Genomic DNA, 17,216 nt, shown 5'->3' with positions numbered 1-17,216 from the left:
GGCCCCGCGGCACGACTGGTGCGTGCCGCTGCGGGGGCGCTGAGCGGGCTGGTCACCGGCGCCTCGGCGCTGGCGGTGGCGGAGCTGGTCGCGGCGGTCGTACGGCCCGAGGCCGGTCCCGTCAACGCCGTGGGCGGCGCGTTCATCGACCGCACCCCGCCCTGGCTGAAGGACTTCGCCGTCCGGAACTTCGGGACCAACGACAAGCTGGTGCTCCAGCTCGGCATCCTGGCCCTCCTGGCGGTCTTCGCCATGGCGGTCGGAGTGGTCGCGCCGCGGCACCGGCCCGCCGGTTTCGCGGCGGTGCTGGTCTTCGGCGCGCTCGGGGCGGTGGCGGCGGTCGAGCGGCCCGGTGGGGGCCCGCTCGACGCTCTGCCCTCCGTCGTGGGCGCCGTGTCGGCCTGCGGAGTGCTCCACCTGCTGGCCGGCAGGCTCACGTTCCGTCCGTCCCCGGCGGCTGAGGGGGCGGACGGAACACCGGACGGACCATCGAACGGAACGCAGGGGCCGGGCGCGGCCCCGGACGGAACGTTCGACCGCCGCGGCTTCGTGATCGCCGCCACCGCGGCGGTCGCCGCGTCGGCCGGTATCGGTGCGCTGGGCAGCCGGCTCAACGGCTCGGGCGCGGCCGAGGCCGCCACCTCGCGCGCCGCCATCGTGCTGCCCGCACCGGCGTCACCGGCCCGCCCCGTGCCGGCCGGGGCGGAGCTGGGGGTCCGGGGTCTGGGGCCGTTCACCACCCTGACCAAGGAGTTCTACCGGGTCGACACCGCTCTGGTGGTCCCGAGGATCGATGCCGGTGGCTGGCGGCTGAAAATCCACGGAAAGGGCGTCACCCGCCCCCTGACGCTGAGCTTCGACGATCTGCTCCGTCGCGAGCTGATCGAGCGGGACATCACCCTGACCTGCGTCTCCAACGAGGTCGGCGGCCCGTACGTCGGCAACGCCCGCTGGATCGGCGTACGGCTGGCCGATCTGCTGCGCGAGGCCGGGGTCGCACCGCCCTCGAAGGGCGGGCCCGCCGATCAGCTGGTGGCGCGCTCGGTGGACGGGATGACCATCGGGTCGCCGGTCGAGACCGTGATGGACGGCCGCGACGCCCTGCTGGCGCTGGGCATGAACGGCGAACCGCTGCCGTTCGACCACGGCTTCCCGGTACGGATGGTGGTGCCGGGGCTCTACGGCTATGTCTCGGCCTGCAAGTGGCTCCAGGACCTGGAGCTCACCACGTTCGCCGACTACGACGCGTACTGGGTGAAGCGGAGCTGGTACCGGCGGGCGCCGATCAAGACCGAGTCGCGGATCGACACCCCGCGCCCGTTCGCCTCTCCGAAGGCGGGCGTCGTGCCCGTCGCCGGAGTGGCCTGGGCCCAGCACCGCGGAATCGCCCGCGTCGAGGTACGGGTCGACGGCGGCGACTGGCACACGGCGCGGCTGGCGGCCCAGCACACCAGGGACACCTGGCGCCAGTGGGTGTGGGAGTGGCGGGCCTCCACCGGCAGCCACACCCTCGAAGTCCGCGCCACCGACCTGGACGGCTACACGCAGACGGAGAAGCGCGTCGGGACCGTGCCCGACGGCGCCACGGGCTGGCACTCGGTGGTGGTCGCCGTGACCTGACGATCCGGCGGGCGCCATCGGCGCCCCGCACGCGAACCACCGCACCGGCCCTCAACAGACCTTTTCCGCACCACTTCTCGGTACACCCCTCAAGGAGATTCCAGTGACCACCACCACCCGTTTCCGCCGTGCCGCCCTCGCCGTCGCCGGTGTCGTCGTACTCCCGCTGGCCCTCACCGCCTGTTCCGGCGACGACGGCAAGGACAGCAGGGACAGCAAGGACTCGGCGGCCTCGGCCGCGGCTCCCCAGGAGTCCGAGAGCACGACGGACGACGCCGCGAGCGCGGGTGACCAGCCGTTCGGTACGGCGTGTGCGTCCGTCCCGGCGTCCGGCGCCGGCAGCTTCGACGGCATGTCGAAGGACCCGGTGGCGACCGCCGCGTCCCACAACCCCGCCCTCTCCACCCTGGTCACAGCGGTGCGGAAGGCGGGCCTGGCCGACACCCTGAACAACGCTCAGAACATCACGGTCTTCGCGCCGACCAATGACGCCTTCGCCAAGATCCCGAAGGCCGAGCTGGACAAGGTCCTCGGCGACAAGGCCACCCTGACCAAGATCCTCACCTACCACGTCGTCGGCGAGAGGCTGGCCCCGGCGCGGCTGGCGAGCGGCACCTACCCGACCCTGGAGAAGGGCACGCTGACCACGGCGGGTTCGGGCGAGTCGTACACCGTCAACGACTCCGCCAAGGTCGTCTGCGGCAATGTGTCCACCTCCAACGCCACCGTCCACATCATCGACACGGTCCTGATGCCGACGATGTAGCCGGGGGTCCTCGCACGGCGGCGGGGCGGCTCCCCGCCCCGCCGCACCCGGACAAGGCCGGAACGCATACGGCGCCCCCCGCCCGGGATCACCCGGCGGGGGGCGCCGTACGCACCGTTCCCGGCCCGGCCGTCAGCCGACCGAGCTGTACGCCACCACCCCGCGCAGCACCGACTCGACCGCCTTGCGCGCGTTCTTCGCGACCGTGCTGTTCTCGCGCGGCGCGGCGGCCGCGATCTGGCCGAGGACGTCGATGACCTGCTTGGACCAGCGCACGAAGTCACCGGCCGGCATCTCCGCCTCGCGCAGCACCTCGTCCAGACCCTTGCCCGAGGCCCACATATAGACCGCCCAGGCGAAGCCGAGATCGGGCTCGCGCTGCCCGACGCCTTCCGCCTGGCTGATCTTCAGGTCCTCCTCCAGGGCATCGAGCCGGCCCCAGATACGGACCATCTCGCCCAGCGCGGCCTTCGCCGCGCCCGAGGGGACCTTGGGCGCCACCGCGTCGTCCGACTGCCTGGCCTCGTACACCAGCGCCGAGACACAGGCGGCCAGCTCGGCCGGGGAGAGCCCTTCCCACACCCGGTCGCGCAGGCACTCGCTCGCCAGCAAATCCAGCTCGCCGTAGAGCCTGGCCAGCCGTCGTCCGTGCTCCGTGACCTCGTCCCCGCGCAGATAGTCCAGCTCGGTGAGGAGCGCGACGATCCGGTCGAAGGTACGGGCGATGGTGTTCGTCCGCCCCTCGATCCTGCGCTCCAGCTGCCGGGTGTCCCGCTGGAGCCGGTGGTAGCGCTCGGCCCAGCGGGCGTGGTCCTCCCGCTCGTCGCAGCCGTGACAGGGGTGGGCGCGCAGCTCCGTACGGAGCCGGGCGATCTCCCGGTCGTCCGCGGCGGCGGCGCGCTGCTTGCGGTGCCGTTCGGGCACGATGTGCCCGGCCTTCGTCCGCAGCACGGACGCCAGATCGCGGCGCGACTGCGGGGAGCGCGCGTTGAACGACTTGGGGATGCGCATCCGCTCCAGCGCCTCCACCGGAACCGGGAAGTCCATCGAGGCGAGCCGCTTGACCTGCCGCTCGGCGGTCAGGACGAGCGGCCGTGGCCCGTCCTGGTACTCCAGTCCGCGATGGCCGTTGGCGCGCCCGGCCGGCAGCCCGGGGTCGAGCACCAGCGCGAGACCGGAGAACTTCCCGGTCGGCACATGGATGACATCGCCCGGCTTGAGCTTCTCCAGCGACGAGGCCGCGGCGGCCCGACGCTGCGCCGCGCCCTGCTTGGCCAGCTCGGTCTCGCGGTCCTTGAGGTCGCGCCGCATGCGCGCGTACTCCTCGAAGTCCCCGAGATGGCAGGTCATGCCCTCCCGGTAGCCGTCGAGCCCCTCCTCGTTGCGCTGGACCTGCCGGGAGATCCCGACGACCGACTTGTCGGCCTGGAACTGGGCGAAAGACGTCTCCAGCAGCTCGCGCGAGCGATGCCTGCCGAACTGCTGCACGAGATTGACGGCCATGTTGTACGAGGGCCGGAAGCTGGAGCGCAGCGGATAGGTACGCGTCCCGGCGAGCCCGGCGAGCGCGCCCGGGTCCATACCCCGCTGCCAGAGCACCACGGCGTGGCCCTCGATATCGATCCCGCGCCGCCCCGCCCGCCCGGTCAGCTGGGTGTACTCACCGGGGGTGATGTCGGCGTGCTGCTCGCCGTTCCATTTGACGAGCTTCTCCAGCACCACGGACCTGGCGGGCATGTTGATGCCGAGCGCCAGGGTCTCGGTGGCGAAGACCGCCTTGACCAGACCGCGGACGAACAGCTCCTCCACGACCTCCTTGAAGGTCGGCAGCATCCCGGCGTGGTGCGCGGCGATGCCACGCTCCAGACCCTCCAGCCACTCGTAGTAGCCGAGGACATGGAGGTCCTCACCGGGGATCGAGGCGGTGCGCTCCTCGACGATCTCGCGGACCCGCCGCCGTGCCTCGTCGTTGTTGAGCCGGAGCCCCGCGTACATGCACTGCTGTACGGCGGCCTCGCAGCCGGCCCGGCTGAAGATGAAGGTGATCGCGGGCAGCAGCCCCTCGGCGTCGAGGCGCTCGATGACCTCGGGTCTGCCGGGTGTCCAGATCCGGGAGCGCTGGCGGCGCTCGCGCTCCCGGTCCGCCTCGCGGATCATCTTCCCGCGCCGGCGCTCGCGCGGGTTGTACGTGCGCTGGTTCTCCATCCGGGCCAGCCGGACGAGATCCGGGCTGACCTCGCGCTTGCCCGCGCCACGGCCGCCGTGGTCGGTCTCCTCCTCGAAGAGGTCGTACATCCGGCGCCCGGCCATCACATGCTGCCAGAGCGGCACGGGCCGGTGTTCGGAGACGATCACTTCGGTGTCGCCACGGACGGTGTCCAGCCAGTCACCGAACTCCTCGGCGTTGGAGACCGTCGCCGAGAGCGAGACCAGCGTGACCGACTCGGGGAGATGGATGATCACCTCTTCCCAGACGGCGCCCCGGAAGCGGTCGGAGAGGTAGTGCACCTCGTCCATCACCACATAGCCGAGTCCGGTGAGCGCCTGGGAGCCCGCGTAGAGCATGTTGCGCAGCACCTCGGTGGTCATGACGACCACCGGAGCGTCCGCGTTGACGCTGTTGTCCCCGGTCAGCAGGCCGACCTTGGCGGCGCCATAGCGCTTGGCCAGATCGGCGTACTTCTGGTTGGACAGCGCCTTGATGGGGGTGGTGTAGAAGCACTTGCGGCCCTCGGCCAGAGCCAGGTGCACGGCGAACTCGCCGACGATCGTCTTGCCCGAGCCGGTGGGCGCGGCGACCAGCACGCCCTTCCCCGCCTCCAGGGCCTGGCATGCCTCGATCTGGAAGGGGTCCAGGCCGAAGTCGTACATCTCGCGGAAGGGGGCGAGCGCCGTGGCCTGCTCGACGGCGCGCATCCGGGAAGCGGCGTAGCGCTCGGCTGGTGAGAGGTCCTCTGTCATCTTGAAGTCGAGCCTACCCGCCACCTCTGACAGTCAGCCCGATCTTTAATCGCCCTTGGACAGCCCCCGGCGCGAGGAGCGTGATCCGCGCCGGGGGGATGCGATCAGGTGATGTCGTCGTAACCGTTCAGTCGCTTCGTGCCGCTGCTGTCGGACTGCCCGGGAAGAGCGGCCGGCGCCGAGACGGGCTCGATCTCCCCGACGGCCTCCGGGGTCAGGTCCAGGTCCGAGGCCTCGTCGTCATCGGGTCCCAGGGCGTCGCGCCGTGCCTTGCGGCGGTCGTTCAGGAGCGAGATCGCCGTGGCGACGAAGTACAGCACCCAGATCGGTACGGCCAGGGCCATCATGCTCAGCGGGTCGGTGCTGGGCGTGGCCACCGCGGCGAAGACCGTGATGCCCATGATCATGGCGCGCCACCAGCCGGCCATCCGCTTGCCGGTGATCACCCCGCCGAGGTTGAGCATCACCAGCAGCAGCGGCAGCTCGAAGGCGAGACCGAAGACGACGACCATGCGGGTGATCAGATCGAGCAGGTCGTCGAGCGGAAGCTGGTTGTCCAGGTTGGCGGGCGAGAATTCGAGCAGCACCTTCGCCATCGTCGGCAGCGTCTTGTACGCGAAGAAGCCGCCGGCCAGGAAGAGCGGGAAGCCCGCCGCCACGAAGGCGAGCGAGTACTTCTTCTCCGCCCTGTGCAGCCCTGGGGCGACAAAGGCCCAGAGCTGGTAGAGCCAGATCGGTGAGGAGACCACGACACCGGCCATCAACGAGACCTTGAGCGCGAGCGTGAACGGCGTCAGCAGACCGTTCAGGACGATGCGGGCACAGGTGCCGTCCTGCCGCTTGGCCAGCTCCGCGAAGCTCGACTCGCATCCGACCGACCTCAGTACGGGGTCGGTGAAGAACTCGATGATGTCCTTGTAGAAGAACGCGGCGACGAGCGTCACGACGACGATCGCCACCAGCGCTTTGGCGAGCCGGTTGCGCAGCTCACGCAGGTGCTCCACCAGGGGCATCCGCCCCTCGGGATCGGTCTCCTTCTTGCGGGCAGACTTAAGCAACCCACGTCCTCATCTCGTGCGGCGGGCGGCCCGCGACAGCGGCACCCGCTTCGGCCCAGGTGTCAGCGCTTGGTGGTCGAGTCCGTCGGCTCGGTCACCGGGCGCGCGCTGGTCACGTCACCGGGCGCGGCCTGGATCGTACGCGGCACGACGTGGTCCTGAGCGGTCTCGTCACCCTTCGGCTCCGCCGGGGCCGTCTGCCCGCCCTCCGACTTCATCGCCTTGGCCTCGCTCTTGAGGATGCGGGCCGACTTGCCGAGCGAACGCGCCATGTCCGGAAGCTTCTTCGCGCCGAACAGCAGGACGATCACGACGAGGATGAGAATGATCTCGGTGGGACCGAGCCTTCCGAACATAAGCTTTTACCTTCTCACCGAGGCGGCATGGGAGGGGCCTGCGCAATTCCGGCCGGACGCGTGTCCGACCTACTTGCCCAGCGATCGTAACGCGCAGGGGTGAACACGGGGCAATCCCTGTGCGTACTTCCGTCGGCGGCCCGCGCCTCGCTGCCGGGGCCGCGTTCAGCAGCGTACCCCGCTCTTTCCCTGGTGAGCAGGGGGCGTCGCTACCTCAACGTGTCACCCGTGGCGGCCAGCCGGGTGGCCGCGCGCTCCAGGTCCTCGGCGGCCCGGTTGATCGTCTCCGTGGTGGCGGCGACCTGCCGGCCGAGCCGCTGGGCTTCCACGAAGACGCGGACGGCCAGCACACCGAGCACGGCGATACCGCAGAAACCCAGGGCGATGGCGAGCATGGGCCAGAACATGGGCAGAGCCTAGACCGTTCCAGGGAGTGGTTTCAGTGGAGTGGAGGTGGGTTCAGCAGGGGTGATTCAGGGGGTGGTGATTCTGGGTGGTGATTCAGGGGCCGGAGTGGAGACGCAGGGTACGTACCCCACCGCCGGTGAGGAGTTCCACGATCCGCTCCCCGGCGGGCTTGCGCACCATGGCCTCGCACTCGGGACAGGTGAAGGAGTAGAAGGTGGTCTTCGCGCTGGCGCCTATCGCCAGCCGCAGGGCGCCCGCGGAGAGCTCGAAGCGGGCACGGCACTCGGGACAGGCCGCTTTGAAGAGGACCGGAGCGACGGCCGAAAGTCCGGACAGCCCAGCTATGGTCGACATGCGCGTGGTTCTCCTTGTCCTCGTCCTCAGCCGTTCACCGGTGCTCGTCGTAGGCCGCGAGCGCTTCGGCCGCCGCCCGCCGCGCGCTTTCCGCCAGCTCCGGCGGGGAGACGATCCGTCCGTCCCCGCCGAGCCGCAGCGCCAGCCGTCTGAGCGAGGCGGGGGCGGGGGTGCGCAATGTGATCCGCAGCCCGCCGTCGGAGAGTTCGACCGCGCTGTCGTGCGGGTAGTACTCCGCCACCCACCGGCCGCCCGGCCCGACCTCGATCACCACCTCGGGGTCCTCGGCGGAGGGCTGCACCAGCCCTTCCGACAGATCCCTCAGCTCCAGCTCCGGAGGCGCGGCGGGCGCGTCGAGCAGTTTGATCTCGGCGACCCGGTCGAGGCGGAACGTACGCCGCGCCTCGGAGAGCCGGCACCAGGCCTCCATATAGGTGTGTCCCACGGCGAACAGCCGGATCGGGTCGACCTCGCGCTCCGTCAGCTCGTCACGCGCCGGGGAGTAGTAGCGCAGCCACAGCCGGCGCCGCTCCGAGATGGCCCGGTCGACCTCGGCGAACACGCCGCCCTCGGACTCGAAGGTCACCGAGAGCCGGGAACTGGCCCCCGCGACCTCACCGGCGGCGGTCTCCAGCTTGGCGGTGGCGCGCAGCAGCGCCTGCCGGTCGCCCTCGCGCAGCCCCGGCAGGGTGGCGACGGCGCGGGCGGCGACGAGCAGCGCCGTCGCCTCGTCGGCGGCGAGCCGCAGCGGCTCGGCGACATCGTCGGGGTTGTGCCACCAGATGCGGTCGCCGTCGGTGTCGATGTCGAGCAGATCGCCGCCGCGGAAGCTGGTGCCGCACATGGGCAGCACATCGAGGTCGGAGATCAGCTCGTCCTCGGTGATGCCGAAGGCGCGGGCGACATCGCTGACATGCGCGCCGGGGCGCTCCCGCAGATAGGTCACCAGCGAGAGCATCCGCCGGGTCTGGTCGATGGCGTTGGCTGCCATGGTTGTACGAGTCCCCCTCAGCCCTTGGCCACGGCGCGCAGCCGGTCCAGGACATCGGCCCGCAGGTCCGCGGGCTCCAGTACGACCACGTCCGGGCCGAACTCCACCAGCCAGGCGTCCAGCCCGTGTCCGTACGGGACCTCCAGCTCGTCCCAGCCGTCGCCCAGTTCCCGTGACGACAGTGCCTTGGCGCGCAGCGGATAGCCGCACCCGGAGCGCAGTTTGATCAGCGCGGAGCGGGTCGCGGTCTCGCCCGCCCAGCTCTCCACGGTCTCCCGTACGGTGACGACGTCCGGTACGGGCGCGCTGAAGACGCCCGTGCGGGAGCGGACCCGGCCGGTGATCCGGGAGAGCCGGAAGACCCGCTCGGCGCCGCGGTCCCGGTCCCAGCCGGCCAGATACCAGTGGCCGCGCCAGCACTCCAGCGTCCATGGCTCGACCTGGCGCTGCTCCGGGCGGGCGGCGTTGGCCTTGCGGTAGTCGAAGACGACGGGGCGCCGGTCCCGGCAGGCGAGCATCAGCGGTTCGAAGGCGGCCTCGTGGACGGGGATACGGGGTTCGAGCGCGCCGTGGTGTGCCTCGTACGCGTCCTCGGCCTCCGGCATCCCGGCGGCGCGCAGCTTCTGCAAGGCGCCGCTCGCCGCACCGGCCAGCCGTGCCTGCTGCCAGACCTTGGCGGCGAGACCGAGGGCGGCGGCCTCCTCGGCGTCGAGGGTGATGGCGGGCAGCCGGTTGCTGTCGCGGCGGGCGAGATAGCCGGTGTCGCCGTCGAGGTTCTCCACCGTCTCGATGACCAGGCCGAGTTCGCGCAGATCGTCCTTGTCGCGCTCGAACATCCGGTTGAACGAGTCGTCGGTCCCGGCCTCCAGATAGGCCTCGATGGAGCCCCGCAGCTCACGCTTGCTGAGCGGACGCCGGGTCCCGAGCAGACACAGCGCCAGATTCATCAACCGCTCGGCCTTGGCAATGGCCATCGACGCCTCGCACCCCTTTGATCGTGCCGCGCTGTGATCGTGCCGCGCTCACCCCGCTGACCGTACCGCCCCGGGGTGTCGTGGTAAAAGCCGAGGGCCCATGCCGGACAGCATGGGCCCTCGGGTGTCCTGATGTGATCAGACAGCGACCAGGTCGCAGACGAAGATCAGCGCCTCGCCGGGGGCGATACGGCCGCCGCCGGCGCCGCGCTCGCCGTACGCCAGGTGCGAGGGGATGATCAGCTGGCGACGGCCGCCGACCTTCATGCCCTGCACGCCCTCGTCCCAGCCCTTGATGACCTGGCCGGCGCCGAGCTGGAACTGGAGCGGGGTACCGCGGTTCCAGGAGGAGTCGAACTCCTCACCGGTGGAGAACGCGACGCCCACGTAGTGGACGGACACGGAGTCGCCCGCCTTGGCCACCGCGCCATCGCCTTCGACGATGTCCTTGATCTCCAGATCGGCCGGCGGCTCGCCACCCGGGAAGTCGACCTCGGGCTTCTCGATGCTCACTGAACTGCTCCTCTAAATGATGAACGGGCAACCGGGACAGTCTTACACCTTCGCCAGGATGTCCACCGCGAAGACCAGCGTGGAGTTCTTCGGGATGCCCTGCTGCTCCTGGTTGCCGAAGGCCTGGTCCGGCGGGATCACGATGAGGACCCGGCTGCCCACCTTCTTGCCGACGATGCCCGTCTTGAGGCCCTTCAGCGTGAGCTGCGGCAGCGGGAAGGTCTGCGTGCGGCCGGTCTTGTACGTGCTGTCGAACTGCTTGCGGTCCTTCCAGATGTACGCGGCGTAGTTCAGCACGACGGTGTCCGAGTCCTTGACGGCCTCGCCGTCGCTCTCCAGCACGTAGTTGGAGACCAGCTTCTTGGGCGGGGCGCTCTTCGGGACGGTGACGGTCGGCTCCTTGCCGTCGTCGTTCGTCCCGACCTTGGGCAGGTCGATGTTGTCCTGCGCGACCGCGGTTCCCTTGGCGGAGGCGGGGACCTGGGTGGCCTTCAGGATGTCGACGACGAAGACGAGCGTCGAGTTGGGCTTGATGTCGCCCTGGCCCTGGGCTCCGTAGCCGAGCTCCGGCGGGATGCCCAGCTCGACACGGCTGCCGACCTTCTGGCCTTCCAGACCCTGGTCCCAGCCCTTGATGACCATGCCGGCCCCGACGGTCAGATCGAACGGCTGCTTCCGGTCGAAGCTGTTGTCGAACGGCTTGTCGGAGTCCCAGCTCTGGCCCAGATAGTTGACCTGGATCGCATCGCCCTTTTTGACCGTCGCTCCGTCACCCTTGCTGAGGACGTCGACCTTCAGCTCCTTGGGCGGCGTGCCCTCCCCCTTCTCGAGGGTCGGCTTCTGACCGAACTTGGCACCCGAGCTGATCGCGGGAAGCCCGTTCTTGGACGGGGTGGAGTCGGAGCCTCCATCGCTGCCACAGGCCGCTGTCGACAACAGCAGCAACGGGACGACGATGAGGCCGGCAAGTCGGCGCACGTGTTCCTCAGATCTCAGACGGCACAGTAGTTGCCCGCCACTCTAAGGCGTGCCGAGGGCCTCGTACGCGATACGTACGAGGCCCTCCGCACATTCCACCAATGCGTGTCTCCCCGGCCCGCTCACATACCGGCGATCAGTTTCTCCACCCGTTCGTCCACCGAGCGGAACGGGTCTTTGCAGAGCACCGTGCGCTGTGCCTGGTCATTGAGCTTGAGATGCACCCAGTCGACGGTGAAGTCCCTGCGCTGCTCCTGCGCCCGGCGGATGAAGTCGCCGCGCAGTCGCGCCCTGGTGGTCTGCGGGGGCACCGACTTGCCCTCGAAGATCTTCATGTCGTTGCAGATGCGGGCGGCCTGGCCCTTCTTCTCCAGCAGGTAGTAGAGACCGCGGCGGCGGTGGATGTCGTGATAGGCGAGGTCTATCTGAGCGACCCTCGGATGCGACATCGTCATATTGTGCTTCGCCCGGTACCGCTCGATGAGCTGGTACTTCATGACCCAGTCGATCTCCGTGCCGATACGGTCGAGATCCTCGGCCTCGATCGCGTCGAGCGTGCGGCCCCAGAGCTCCAGGACCTGGTCGACGGTGCCGGTGCGGATGCCCCGGCGCTCCACGAAGTCGACGGCCTTCTCGTAGTACTCGCGCTGGACCTCCAGGGCGGAGGCTTCCCGGCCGCTCGCCAGGCGCACCTTGCGCTGGCCGGTGAGGTCGTGGCTGACCTCGCGGATGGCCCGGATCGGGTTCTCCAGGGTGAGATCGCGCATCACCGTGCCCGCCTCGATCATGCGCAGGACGAGATCGGTGGCGCCGACCTTGAGCAGCATGGTCGTCTCGGACATGTTCGAGTCGCCGACGATGACATGGAGGCGGCGGTAGCGCTCCGCGTCCGCGTGCGGTTCGTCACGGGTGTTGATGATCGGACGCGAGCGGGTGGTGGCGGAGCTGACGCCTTCCCAGATGTGCTCGGCGCGCTGGCTGACGCAGTAGACCGCGCCCCGCGGGGTCTGGAGTACCTTGCCGGCGCCGCAGAGCAGCTGGCGGGTGACGAGGAAGGGGATGAGGATGTCCGCGAGCCGGGAGAACTCCCCGTGGCGGGCGACCAGATAGTTCTCGTGGCAGCCGTAGGAGTTTCCGGCGGAATCGGTGTTGTTCTTGAAGAGATAGACGTCGCCCGCGATTCCCTCCTCGTGCAGGCGGCGTTCGGCGTCGACGAGCAGCCCCTCCAGAATGCGCTCGCCCGCCTTGTCGTGCGTGACCAGCTCGGAGATGTTGTCGCATTCGGGAGTTGCGTATTCCGGATGCGAACCCACGTCGAGGTAGAGGCGGGCGCCGTTCCGCAGGAAGACATTGCTGCTGCGGCCCCATGAGACAACACGGCGGAAGAGGTAGCGCGCCACTTCGTCAGGTGACAGTCGGCGCTGTCCCCTGAACGTGCACGTGACGCCGTACTCGTTCTCCAGCCCGAAAATGCGGCGGTCCATGTCTGAACATTACGCCTGATGACCAGAGCTGAAACCGGGTTGGGCCGCACCGCTTCGATCATTTTCCGTCCGGATGGTGGCATCCGAAGGGGCGGTGGGAGCCTTCAGGACCCGCTGGGTGGCCAGGAGTACCAGGAGCGCGGCGAAACCCCCTCCCCCCGCCACGGCGAAGCCGGCCACGGTGCCGCCGGCCTCCACGGCGGGGCCGGCGGCGCCGGTGCCGAGCGCGGCGCCGACACCGAACGTGGTGACGAGCCAGGAGAACGCCTCGGTGACCGTGCCGCGCGGGGCGTGCCGGTCGACGACGATGAAGGCGCAGGCCAGCGCCGGCGCCAGGAAGACACCCGCGAGGGCGGACAGCGCGGTCATCGCGACCACCCCGGGGGTGAGCATCAGCGGGAGGTAGCAGAGGGCCAGCAGGGCGACGATGCCCCGCAGCCGGCGCTCGGGGCCTCCGGCCCACTGCCGCGATCCGTACGCCACGCCGCCGATCAGCGCGCCGAGGCCGAGGGCGGCCATCAGCCAGCCGTACACGGACGCGTCGCCGTGGTCGTCGGCGTAGGCGACGCCCGCGACGGTGATGGAGCCGAGGGCCATGCCGACGAAGAGGAACGCGCCGAGCAGGGCGAGCAGCCCCGGCGAGCGCAGGGCGCCGAGCCAGTGCGCCTCCCGGGGCGCGGAGCGCCAGGCCCTGGAGGGCCCGGACAGGACGACGGAGAGCGCGCCGAGTATGCCGACGATGTTGATGACGAACAGCGCGGCGCCCGGGGACCAGAGCGCGACCAGCAGGGTGACGAGGAGCGGACCGACCGTGAACATGACCTCCTGGGCCACGGCGTCCATGGCGTACGCCCGGTGCACCCGGTCCTCGCTGCCCAGCACACTCGGCCACAGCGCCCTGAGGCCGCCCTCCAGCGGCGGGGTGAAGAGGCCCGCGATCGCCACGGCGGGGTACGCGAGGGCCGGCACGTCTGTGCCGACGGCCACGAAGACCACCATGCCGAGGCCCGAGACCAGCGCCGCCGGGAGCTGCACACGGGGCTGCCCGAACAGGTCCACGGCCCTGCCCAGCAGCGGCTGGCCGATGGCCGTGGCGATGCCGTAGAGCGCCACGAACACCCCGGCCAGGGTGTAGCCGCCGTCATCGGCCCGGATGAACAGGACGATCGCGATGGGGCCCGTGGCGTTCGGCAGCCGGCCCACCAGCGTGCCGGTGAGCAGCCGTGCGGCGTACGGCGCCTTGAGGATGTCCAGATACCCCGTGGCCATGTCGCCTCTTCTTTCCCTCGGCTCGTCCCCGGGCAGCGCCGTCCGGTCCCGTCCGTGCGGTTTTACGTATAACGTGCAGCGCCATACGTACCATGATCGCAGTCCGCGGGTCCACCGCGAGCCTCACCGCGCGACGGAGAACGGCAGTCATGACAGAGCAGTCCGCGAGGCCCACCAGCAAGGACGTGGCGCGCGCCGCGGGAGTGTCCCAGGCGACGGTCTCCCTCGTCCTCGGCGACAAGTGGCGGGGCAGGGTCTCGGAGCGGACCGCCGGGCTGGTGCGGGAGGCCTCGCGCGCTCTGGGCTACCGGCCCAATCTCGCGGCCCGCAATCTGCGGCTCGGCACCACCAGAACGGCGCTCCTGGTCGTTCCCGCGCTCACCAACGAGTTCTTCGCCCGTGTCTACACGGGAGCGGCCAGGGTGGCCGCGGAGCACGGCTTCGGAGTCGTCCTCTACCCGTCACCGGCGGGGGTCGGTCCCGCCAAGGACCCGTTCGCCTCCGCGCGGGCCGCGCTGGACGGGGTGATCGCCTCCTCGATGGCGACCGACGCGCTGGACGCGATCCGCGGCTCGGACGGCGCGGATCTGCCGCTGGTGATGCTCGACAGCGATCCGGCGGCTCCCGGAGCCGCCGCTCGGGTGAACCTCGACATCGCCGACGGCATGCGGCAGGTCGCCGGGCACCTGCTGGGCCTCGGCCACCGGCGGCTGGTCCATCTCTCCTCCGCCGTCGCCTCCTGGACCTTCGACGTACGGGCCGCGACTCTGGCCGAGACGGTACGGGGGGTGCCGGGCGCGGTCCTGAGCACGATCTCCGCGCCGCTGGAGGTGGGCGCCGCACGGGAGGCCACCGAGCGCGCCCTCGCCGGTCCCGGGCCCCGGCCGACGGCGCTGGTGTGCGACGACGACATCCTGGCCGCGGGCGCCTGCAAGGCCGTACGGCGGCTCGGTCTGCGGGTGCCGGAGGACATCTCGGTCAGCGGCTTCGACGATCTGGCGCTCGCGACGGCGGTCGAGCCGGAGCTGACAACGGTACGGCTGCCCGCCGAACGGGTGGGCGAGCGCGGGATGTCGGCCCTGCTGGCCGTCCTGGACGGCCGCCGGCCGGAGACCGGCGATCTCCCGGTCTCGCTGGCGGTCCGGGACTCCACGGCGCCCCCGCCGCCCGCACGACCCGTGCCCTGACACGACGGGCGACCCGCGCCGCGACACGGCGATGCCCCGGCGCGTACGAGCGCGCCGGGGCATGGTGAGACGTTTCCGCCGGGCTACTCGCCGGAGTCCTTGTCCTTCCCGTCCGGCTTGCCGCTGTCCTTGCCCTCGGACGCCTCGGGGGCCTTGGACGGCGTCTTCGCCGGGGCGGGCGTGGCGCCGTCCGGCTCCTCGGTGTCCGAGGGGGCGTCGGTCGGCGTGGAGGCCGCGCCGTCCGCCTCCAGCAGCCGGGAGAGCTGGCGGCCGACGATCCGCTTGAACTTGCGCTGCTGCGGCCGCGTACGGTCCAGGACCGCCACCTCAAGCCGCTCGGCCGGGATCTCCCGCTCGCCGCCGTTGGTGTCCCTGGAGAGCGCCTGGACGGCCAGCTTCAGGGCCTCGGCGAGGGACATGCCGTCGCGGTGCCGCTGGTCCAGATAGGAGCTGATCTGCTCCGAGCTGCCGCCGACCGCGACCGAGCCGTGCTCGTCCACGATCGAGCCGTCGTGCGGCAGCCGGTAGATCTGGTCGCCGTCCGGCGTGGCGCCCACCTCGGCGACCACCAGTTCCACCTCGTACGGCTTCTCACCGGCGCTGGAGAAGATCGTGCCGAGCGTCTGGGCGTAGACATTCGCGAGACCGCGGGCGGTCACGTCGTCGCGGTCGTAGGTGTATCCGCGCAGATCCGCGTAGCGCACCCCGCCGATGCGCAGATTCTCGTACTCGTTGTACTTCCCGGCGGCCGCGAAGCCGATCCGGTCATAGATCTCGCTGAACTTGTGAAGTGCGCGGGACGGGTTCTCGCCGACGAAGACAATGCCGTCGGCGTACTGCAGCACGACCAGGCTGCGACCGCGGGCGATGCCCTTGCGGGCGTATTCCGCCCGGTCGGCCATGGCCTGCTGGGGTGAGACATAGAACGGCGTCGACACCGGCTATCCGTCCCTTTCTGTCAGTGGCATGTTTTTTCAGAAGAGAGCGGCATCAGAGCAGCGCGGCGCGCGGGCCGTCGGGCTGTTCCAGCCGGCGCTCCAGGATCGAGCGGGCGATCTCGGCGGATTCCTCGTCGGTCAGCTTCCGGAAGCCCTGTTCGGTGATGACGGTGACGATGGGATAGATCCGGCGGGCCACATCGGGGCCGCCCGTCGCCGAGTCGTCGTCCGCGGCGTCGTAGAGCGCCTGGATGACCAGGGTGGTGGCCTGGTCCTCGGTCAGATCCTCGCGGTAGAGCTTCTTCATCGCGCCACGGGCGAAGATCGAGCCGGAGCCGGTGGACGCGTAGCCCACCTCCTCGGAACGGCCGCCCGTCACGTCGTACGAGAAGATGCGGCCCTTCTCGCGGTCCACGTCCCAGCCCGCGAAGAGCGGGACGACGGCCAGGCCCTGCATGGCCATGGCCAGATTGCTGCGGATCATCGTGGAGAGCCGGTTGGCCTTGCCCTCCAGGGAGAGCTGCGCTCCTTCGACCTTCTCGAAGTGCTCCAGCTCCAGTTGGAAGAGCTTGACCATCTCCACGGCGAGACCCGCGGTGCCCGCGATGCCCACGGCCGAGTACTCGTCGGCCGGGAAGACCTTCTCGATGTCGCGCTGGGCGATCATGTTGCCCATCGTCGCTCGCCGGTCACCGGCGAGCACCACACCGCCGGGGAAGCTGACCGCGACGATCGTCGTGCCGTGCGGCGCCTCGATGGCGCCCTGGAGGGGCGGCAGCGAGCGCTTGCCGGGCAGCATCTCCGGCGACTGGTGGGACAGGAAGTCCATGAACGAGGACGAGCCGGGCGTCAGGAAGGCCGCCGGCAGACGCCCGTTGTTACGAGGGTTGGCTTCCACGCGTTTCCTTCCGGATGGGCGGCGGCCCGCCGCTCGCGCCGGGCCGATCTTAAGAACTGTGCACGGACCTTACCCGCGCCGCCGCGTGTCATCCGTCCCGGTGCGACCGGCTTTCACCGGCGCACCGGGACGGACAACCGCTGCTACTGGCCGCCCTTTTGGACGAAGGAGCGCACGAAGTCCTCGGCGTTCTCCTCGAGGACGTCGTCGATCTCGTCCAGGACGGAGTCCACGTCATCGGACAATTTCTCCTGGCGCTCCTTGAGGTCCTCGGACGCCTGCGCCTCCTGCGCCTGCTCCTCGGTCTCCTCGGTGGAACGCGTCGCCTTCTGCTGTCCGCCGCCGGTGTCCTTGGTCGCCATAACCCTCACCCCGCTCGGTTCGCCCCGCTCGATGTGACCTACAAGATCAGACCCTACAAGGAGGGTCCGACATCGGCCCCGCACTTCTGACAACGTCCG

Annotated in this window: 17 protein-coding genes; 3 read left to right on the top strand and 14 right to left on the bottom strand. The window is 70.2% G+C overall.

The window, feature by feature from the left end; translation table 11 throughout:
• Positions 1 to 18 precede the first annotated feature (18 nt).
• Positions 19 to 1,620 carry a molybdopterin-dependent oxidoreductase gene (locus ACIOGX_RS31910; protein WP_401918314.1) on the top strand — a complete coding sequence of 534 codons (1,602 nt, stop codon included), beginning with the start codon at positions 19 to 21 and terminating at the stop codon, positions 1,618 to 1,620.
• A 103-nt stretch (positions 1,621 to 1,723) separates the two neighbouring features.
• The gene (locus tag ACIOGX_RS31905) at positions 1,724 to 2,386 is read left to right on the top strand and encodes a fasciclin domain-containing protein (RefSeq protein WP_401918122.1); all 663 of its coding nucleotides are present in this window, start codon (positions 1,724 to 1,726) and stop codon (positions 2,384 to 2,386) included.
• A 132-nt stretch (positions 2,387 to 2,518) separates the two neighbouring features.
• Here ACIOGX_RS31905 and ACIOGX_RS31900 read toward each other — a convergent pair whose 3' ends face one another.
• The 11 genes from ACIOGX_RS31900 to ACIOGX_RS31850 all read right to left on the bottom strand — a co-directional run bounded on the left by ACIOGX_RS31900 (position 2,519) and on the right by ACIOGX_RS31850 (position 13,732).
• Positions 2,519 to 5,347 (bottom strand): DEAD/DEAH box helicase, encoded by a 2,829-nt coding sequence (locus tag ACIOGX_RS31900; RefSeq protein ID WP_383960846.1) that lies wholly within the window; start codon positions 5,345 to 5,347, stop codon positions 2,519 to 2,521.
• A gap of 104 nt (positions 5,348 to 5,451) precedes the next feature.
• The gene (gene tatC, locus ACIOGX_RS31895; RefSeq protein WP_401918120.1) at positions 5,452 to 6,405 is read right to left on the bottom strand and encodes a twin-arginine translocase subunit TatC; all 954 of its coding nucleotides are present in this window, start codon (positions 6,403 to 6,405) and stop codon (positions 5,452 to 5,454) included.
• A gap of 62 nt (positions 6,406 to 6,467) precedes the next feature.
• Positions 6,468 to 6,761 carry a Sec-independent protein translocase subunit TatA gene (gene tatA, locus ACIOGX_RS31890; protein ID WP_356514111.1) on the bottom strand — a complete coding sequence of 98 codons (294 nt, stop codon included), beginning with the start codon at positions 6,759 to 6,761 and terminating at the stop codon, positions 6,468 to 6,470.
• Positions 6,762 to 6,970: 209 nt separating this feature from the next.
• Positions 6,971 to 7,168, bottom strand: coding sequence for a hypothetical protein (locus ACIOGX_RS31885; RefSeq protein ID WP_129772622.1), 198 nt, complete (start codon positions 7,166 to 7,168; stop codon positions 6,971 to 6,973).
• Between the two features lie 94 nt (positions 7,169 to 7,262).
• Positions 7,263 to 7,523 carry a hypothetical protein gene (locus ACIOGX_RS31880; protein WP_356514113.1) on the bottom strand — a complete coding sequence of 87 codons (261 nt, stop codon included), beginning with the start codon at positions 7,521 to 7,523 and terminating at the stop codon, positions 7,263 to 7,265.
• Between the two features lie 34 nt (positions 7,524 to 7,557).
• A complete protein-coding gene (locus tag ACIOGX_RS31875; protein ID WP_401918117.1) occupies positions 7,558 to 8,514 on the bottom strand; it encodes a helix-turn-helix transcriptional regulator in 957 nt (318 codons plus the stop codon).
• 17 nt (positions 8,515 to 8,531) lie between these two features.
• Positions 8,532 to 9,488, bottom strand: coding sequence for a WYL domain-containing protein (locus ACIOGX_RS31870; protein WP_356514117.1), 957 nt, complete (start codon positions 9,486 to 9,488; stop codon positions 8,532 to 8,534).
• Between the two features lie 138 nt (positions 9,489 to 9,626).
• Complete coding sequence (locus ACIOGX_RS31865; protein WP_356514119.1) at positions 9,627 to 10,001, bottom strand: FKBP-type peptidyl-prolyl cis-trans isomerase; 375 nt, start codon at positions 9,999 to 10,001, stop codon at positions 9,627 to 9,629.
• Between the two features lie 42 nt (positions 10,002 to 10,043).
• Positions 10,044 to 10,979 carry an FKBP-type peptidyl-prolyl cis-trans isomerase gene (locus ACIOGX_RS31860; protein ID WP_356514121.1) on the bottom strand — a complete coding sequence of 312 codons (936 nt, stop codon included), beginning with the start codon at positions 10,977 to 10,979 and terminating at the stop codon, positions 10,044 to 10,046.
• A gap of 122 nt (positions 10,980 to 11,101) precedes the next feature.
• Positions 11,102 to 12,463 (bottom strand): Pup--protein ligase, encoded by a 1,362-nt coding sequence (pafA, locus tag ACIOGX_RS31855; RefSeq protein ID WP_030354603.1) that lies wholly within the window; start codon positions 12,461 to 12,463, stop codon positions 11,102 to 11,104.
• Positions 12,464 to 12,472: 9 nt separating this feature from the next.
• Positions 12,473 to 13,732: an MFS transporter gene (locus ACIOGX_RS31850; protein ID WP_401918114.1), complete on the bottom strand. Its 1,260-nt coding sequence runs from the start codon at positions 13,730 to 13,732 to the stop codon at positions 12,473 to 12,475.
• Between the two features lie 149 nt (positions 13,733 to 13,881).
• Between ACIOGX_RS31850 and ACIOGX_RS31845 the strand changes: the two genes are divergently transcribed.
• A complete protein-coding gene (locus ACIOGX_RS31845) occupies positions 13,882 to 14,919 on the top strand; it encodes a LacI family DNA-binding transcriptional regulator (protein ID WP_356514125.1) in 1,038 nt (345 codons plus the stop codon).
• 83 nt (positions 14,920 to 15,002) lie between these two features.
• Here the strand turns inward: ACIOGX_RS31845 and prcA are convergent, their stop codons facing one another.
• The 3 genes from prcA to ACIOGX_RS31830 form a co-directional block, all read right to left on the bottom strand.
• A complete protein-coding gene (prcA, locus tag ACIOGX_RS31840) occupies positions 15,003 to 15,857 on the bottom strand; it encodes a proteasome subunit alpha (protein WP_401918112.1) in 855 nt (284 codons plus the stop codon).
• A gap of 52 nt (positions 15,858 to 15,909) precedes the next feature.
• On the bottom strand, positions 15,910 to 16,755 hold the full coding sequence (gene prcB / locus ACIOGX_RS31835; protein ID WP_401918110.1) for a proteasome subunit beta: 846 nt from the start codon (positions 16,753 to 16,755) through the stop codon (positions 15,910 to 15,912).
• Positions 16,756 to 16,898: 143 nt separating this feature from the next.
• On the bottom strand, positions 16,899 to 17,117 hold the full coding sequence (locus tag ACIOGX_RS31830; protein WP_030754525.1) for a ubiquitin-like protein Pup: 219 nt from the start codon (positions 17,115 to 17,117) through the stop codon (positions 16,899 to 16,901).
• Positions 17,118 to 17,216 lie beyond the last annotated feature (99 nt).

It is taken from the genome of Streptomyces sp. NPDC088147 (assembly GCF_044741565.1).
Classification (GTDB): domain Bacteria; phylum Actinomycetota; class Actinomycetes; order Streptomycetales; family Streptomycetaceae; genus Streptomyces.
Note: the sequence above shows the minus strand (reverse complement) of the source record. Positions and strands in the feature narration are given on the sequence as shown.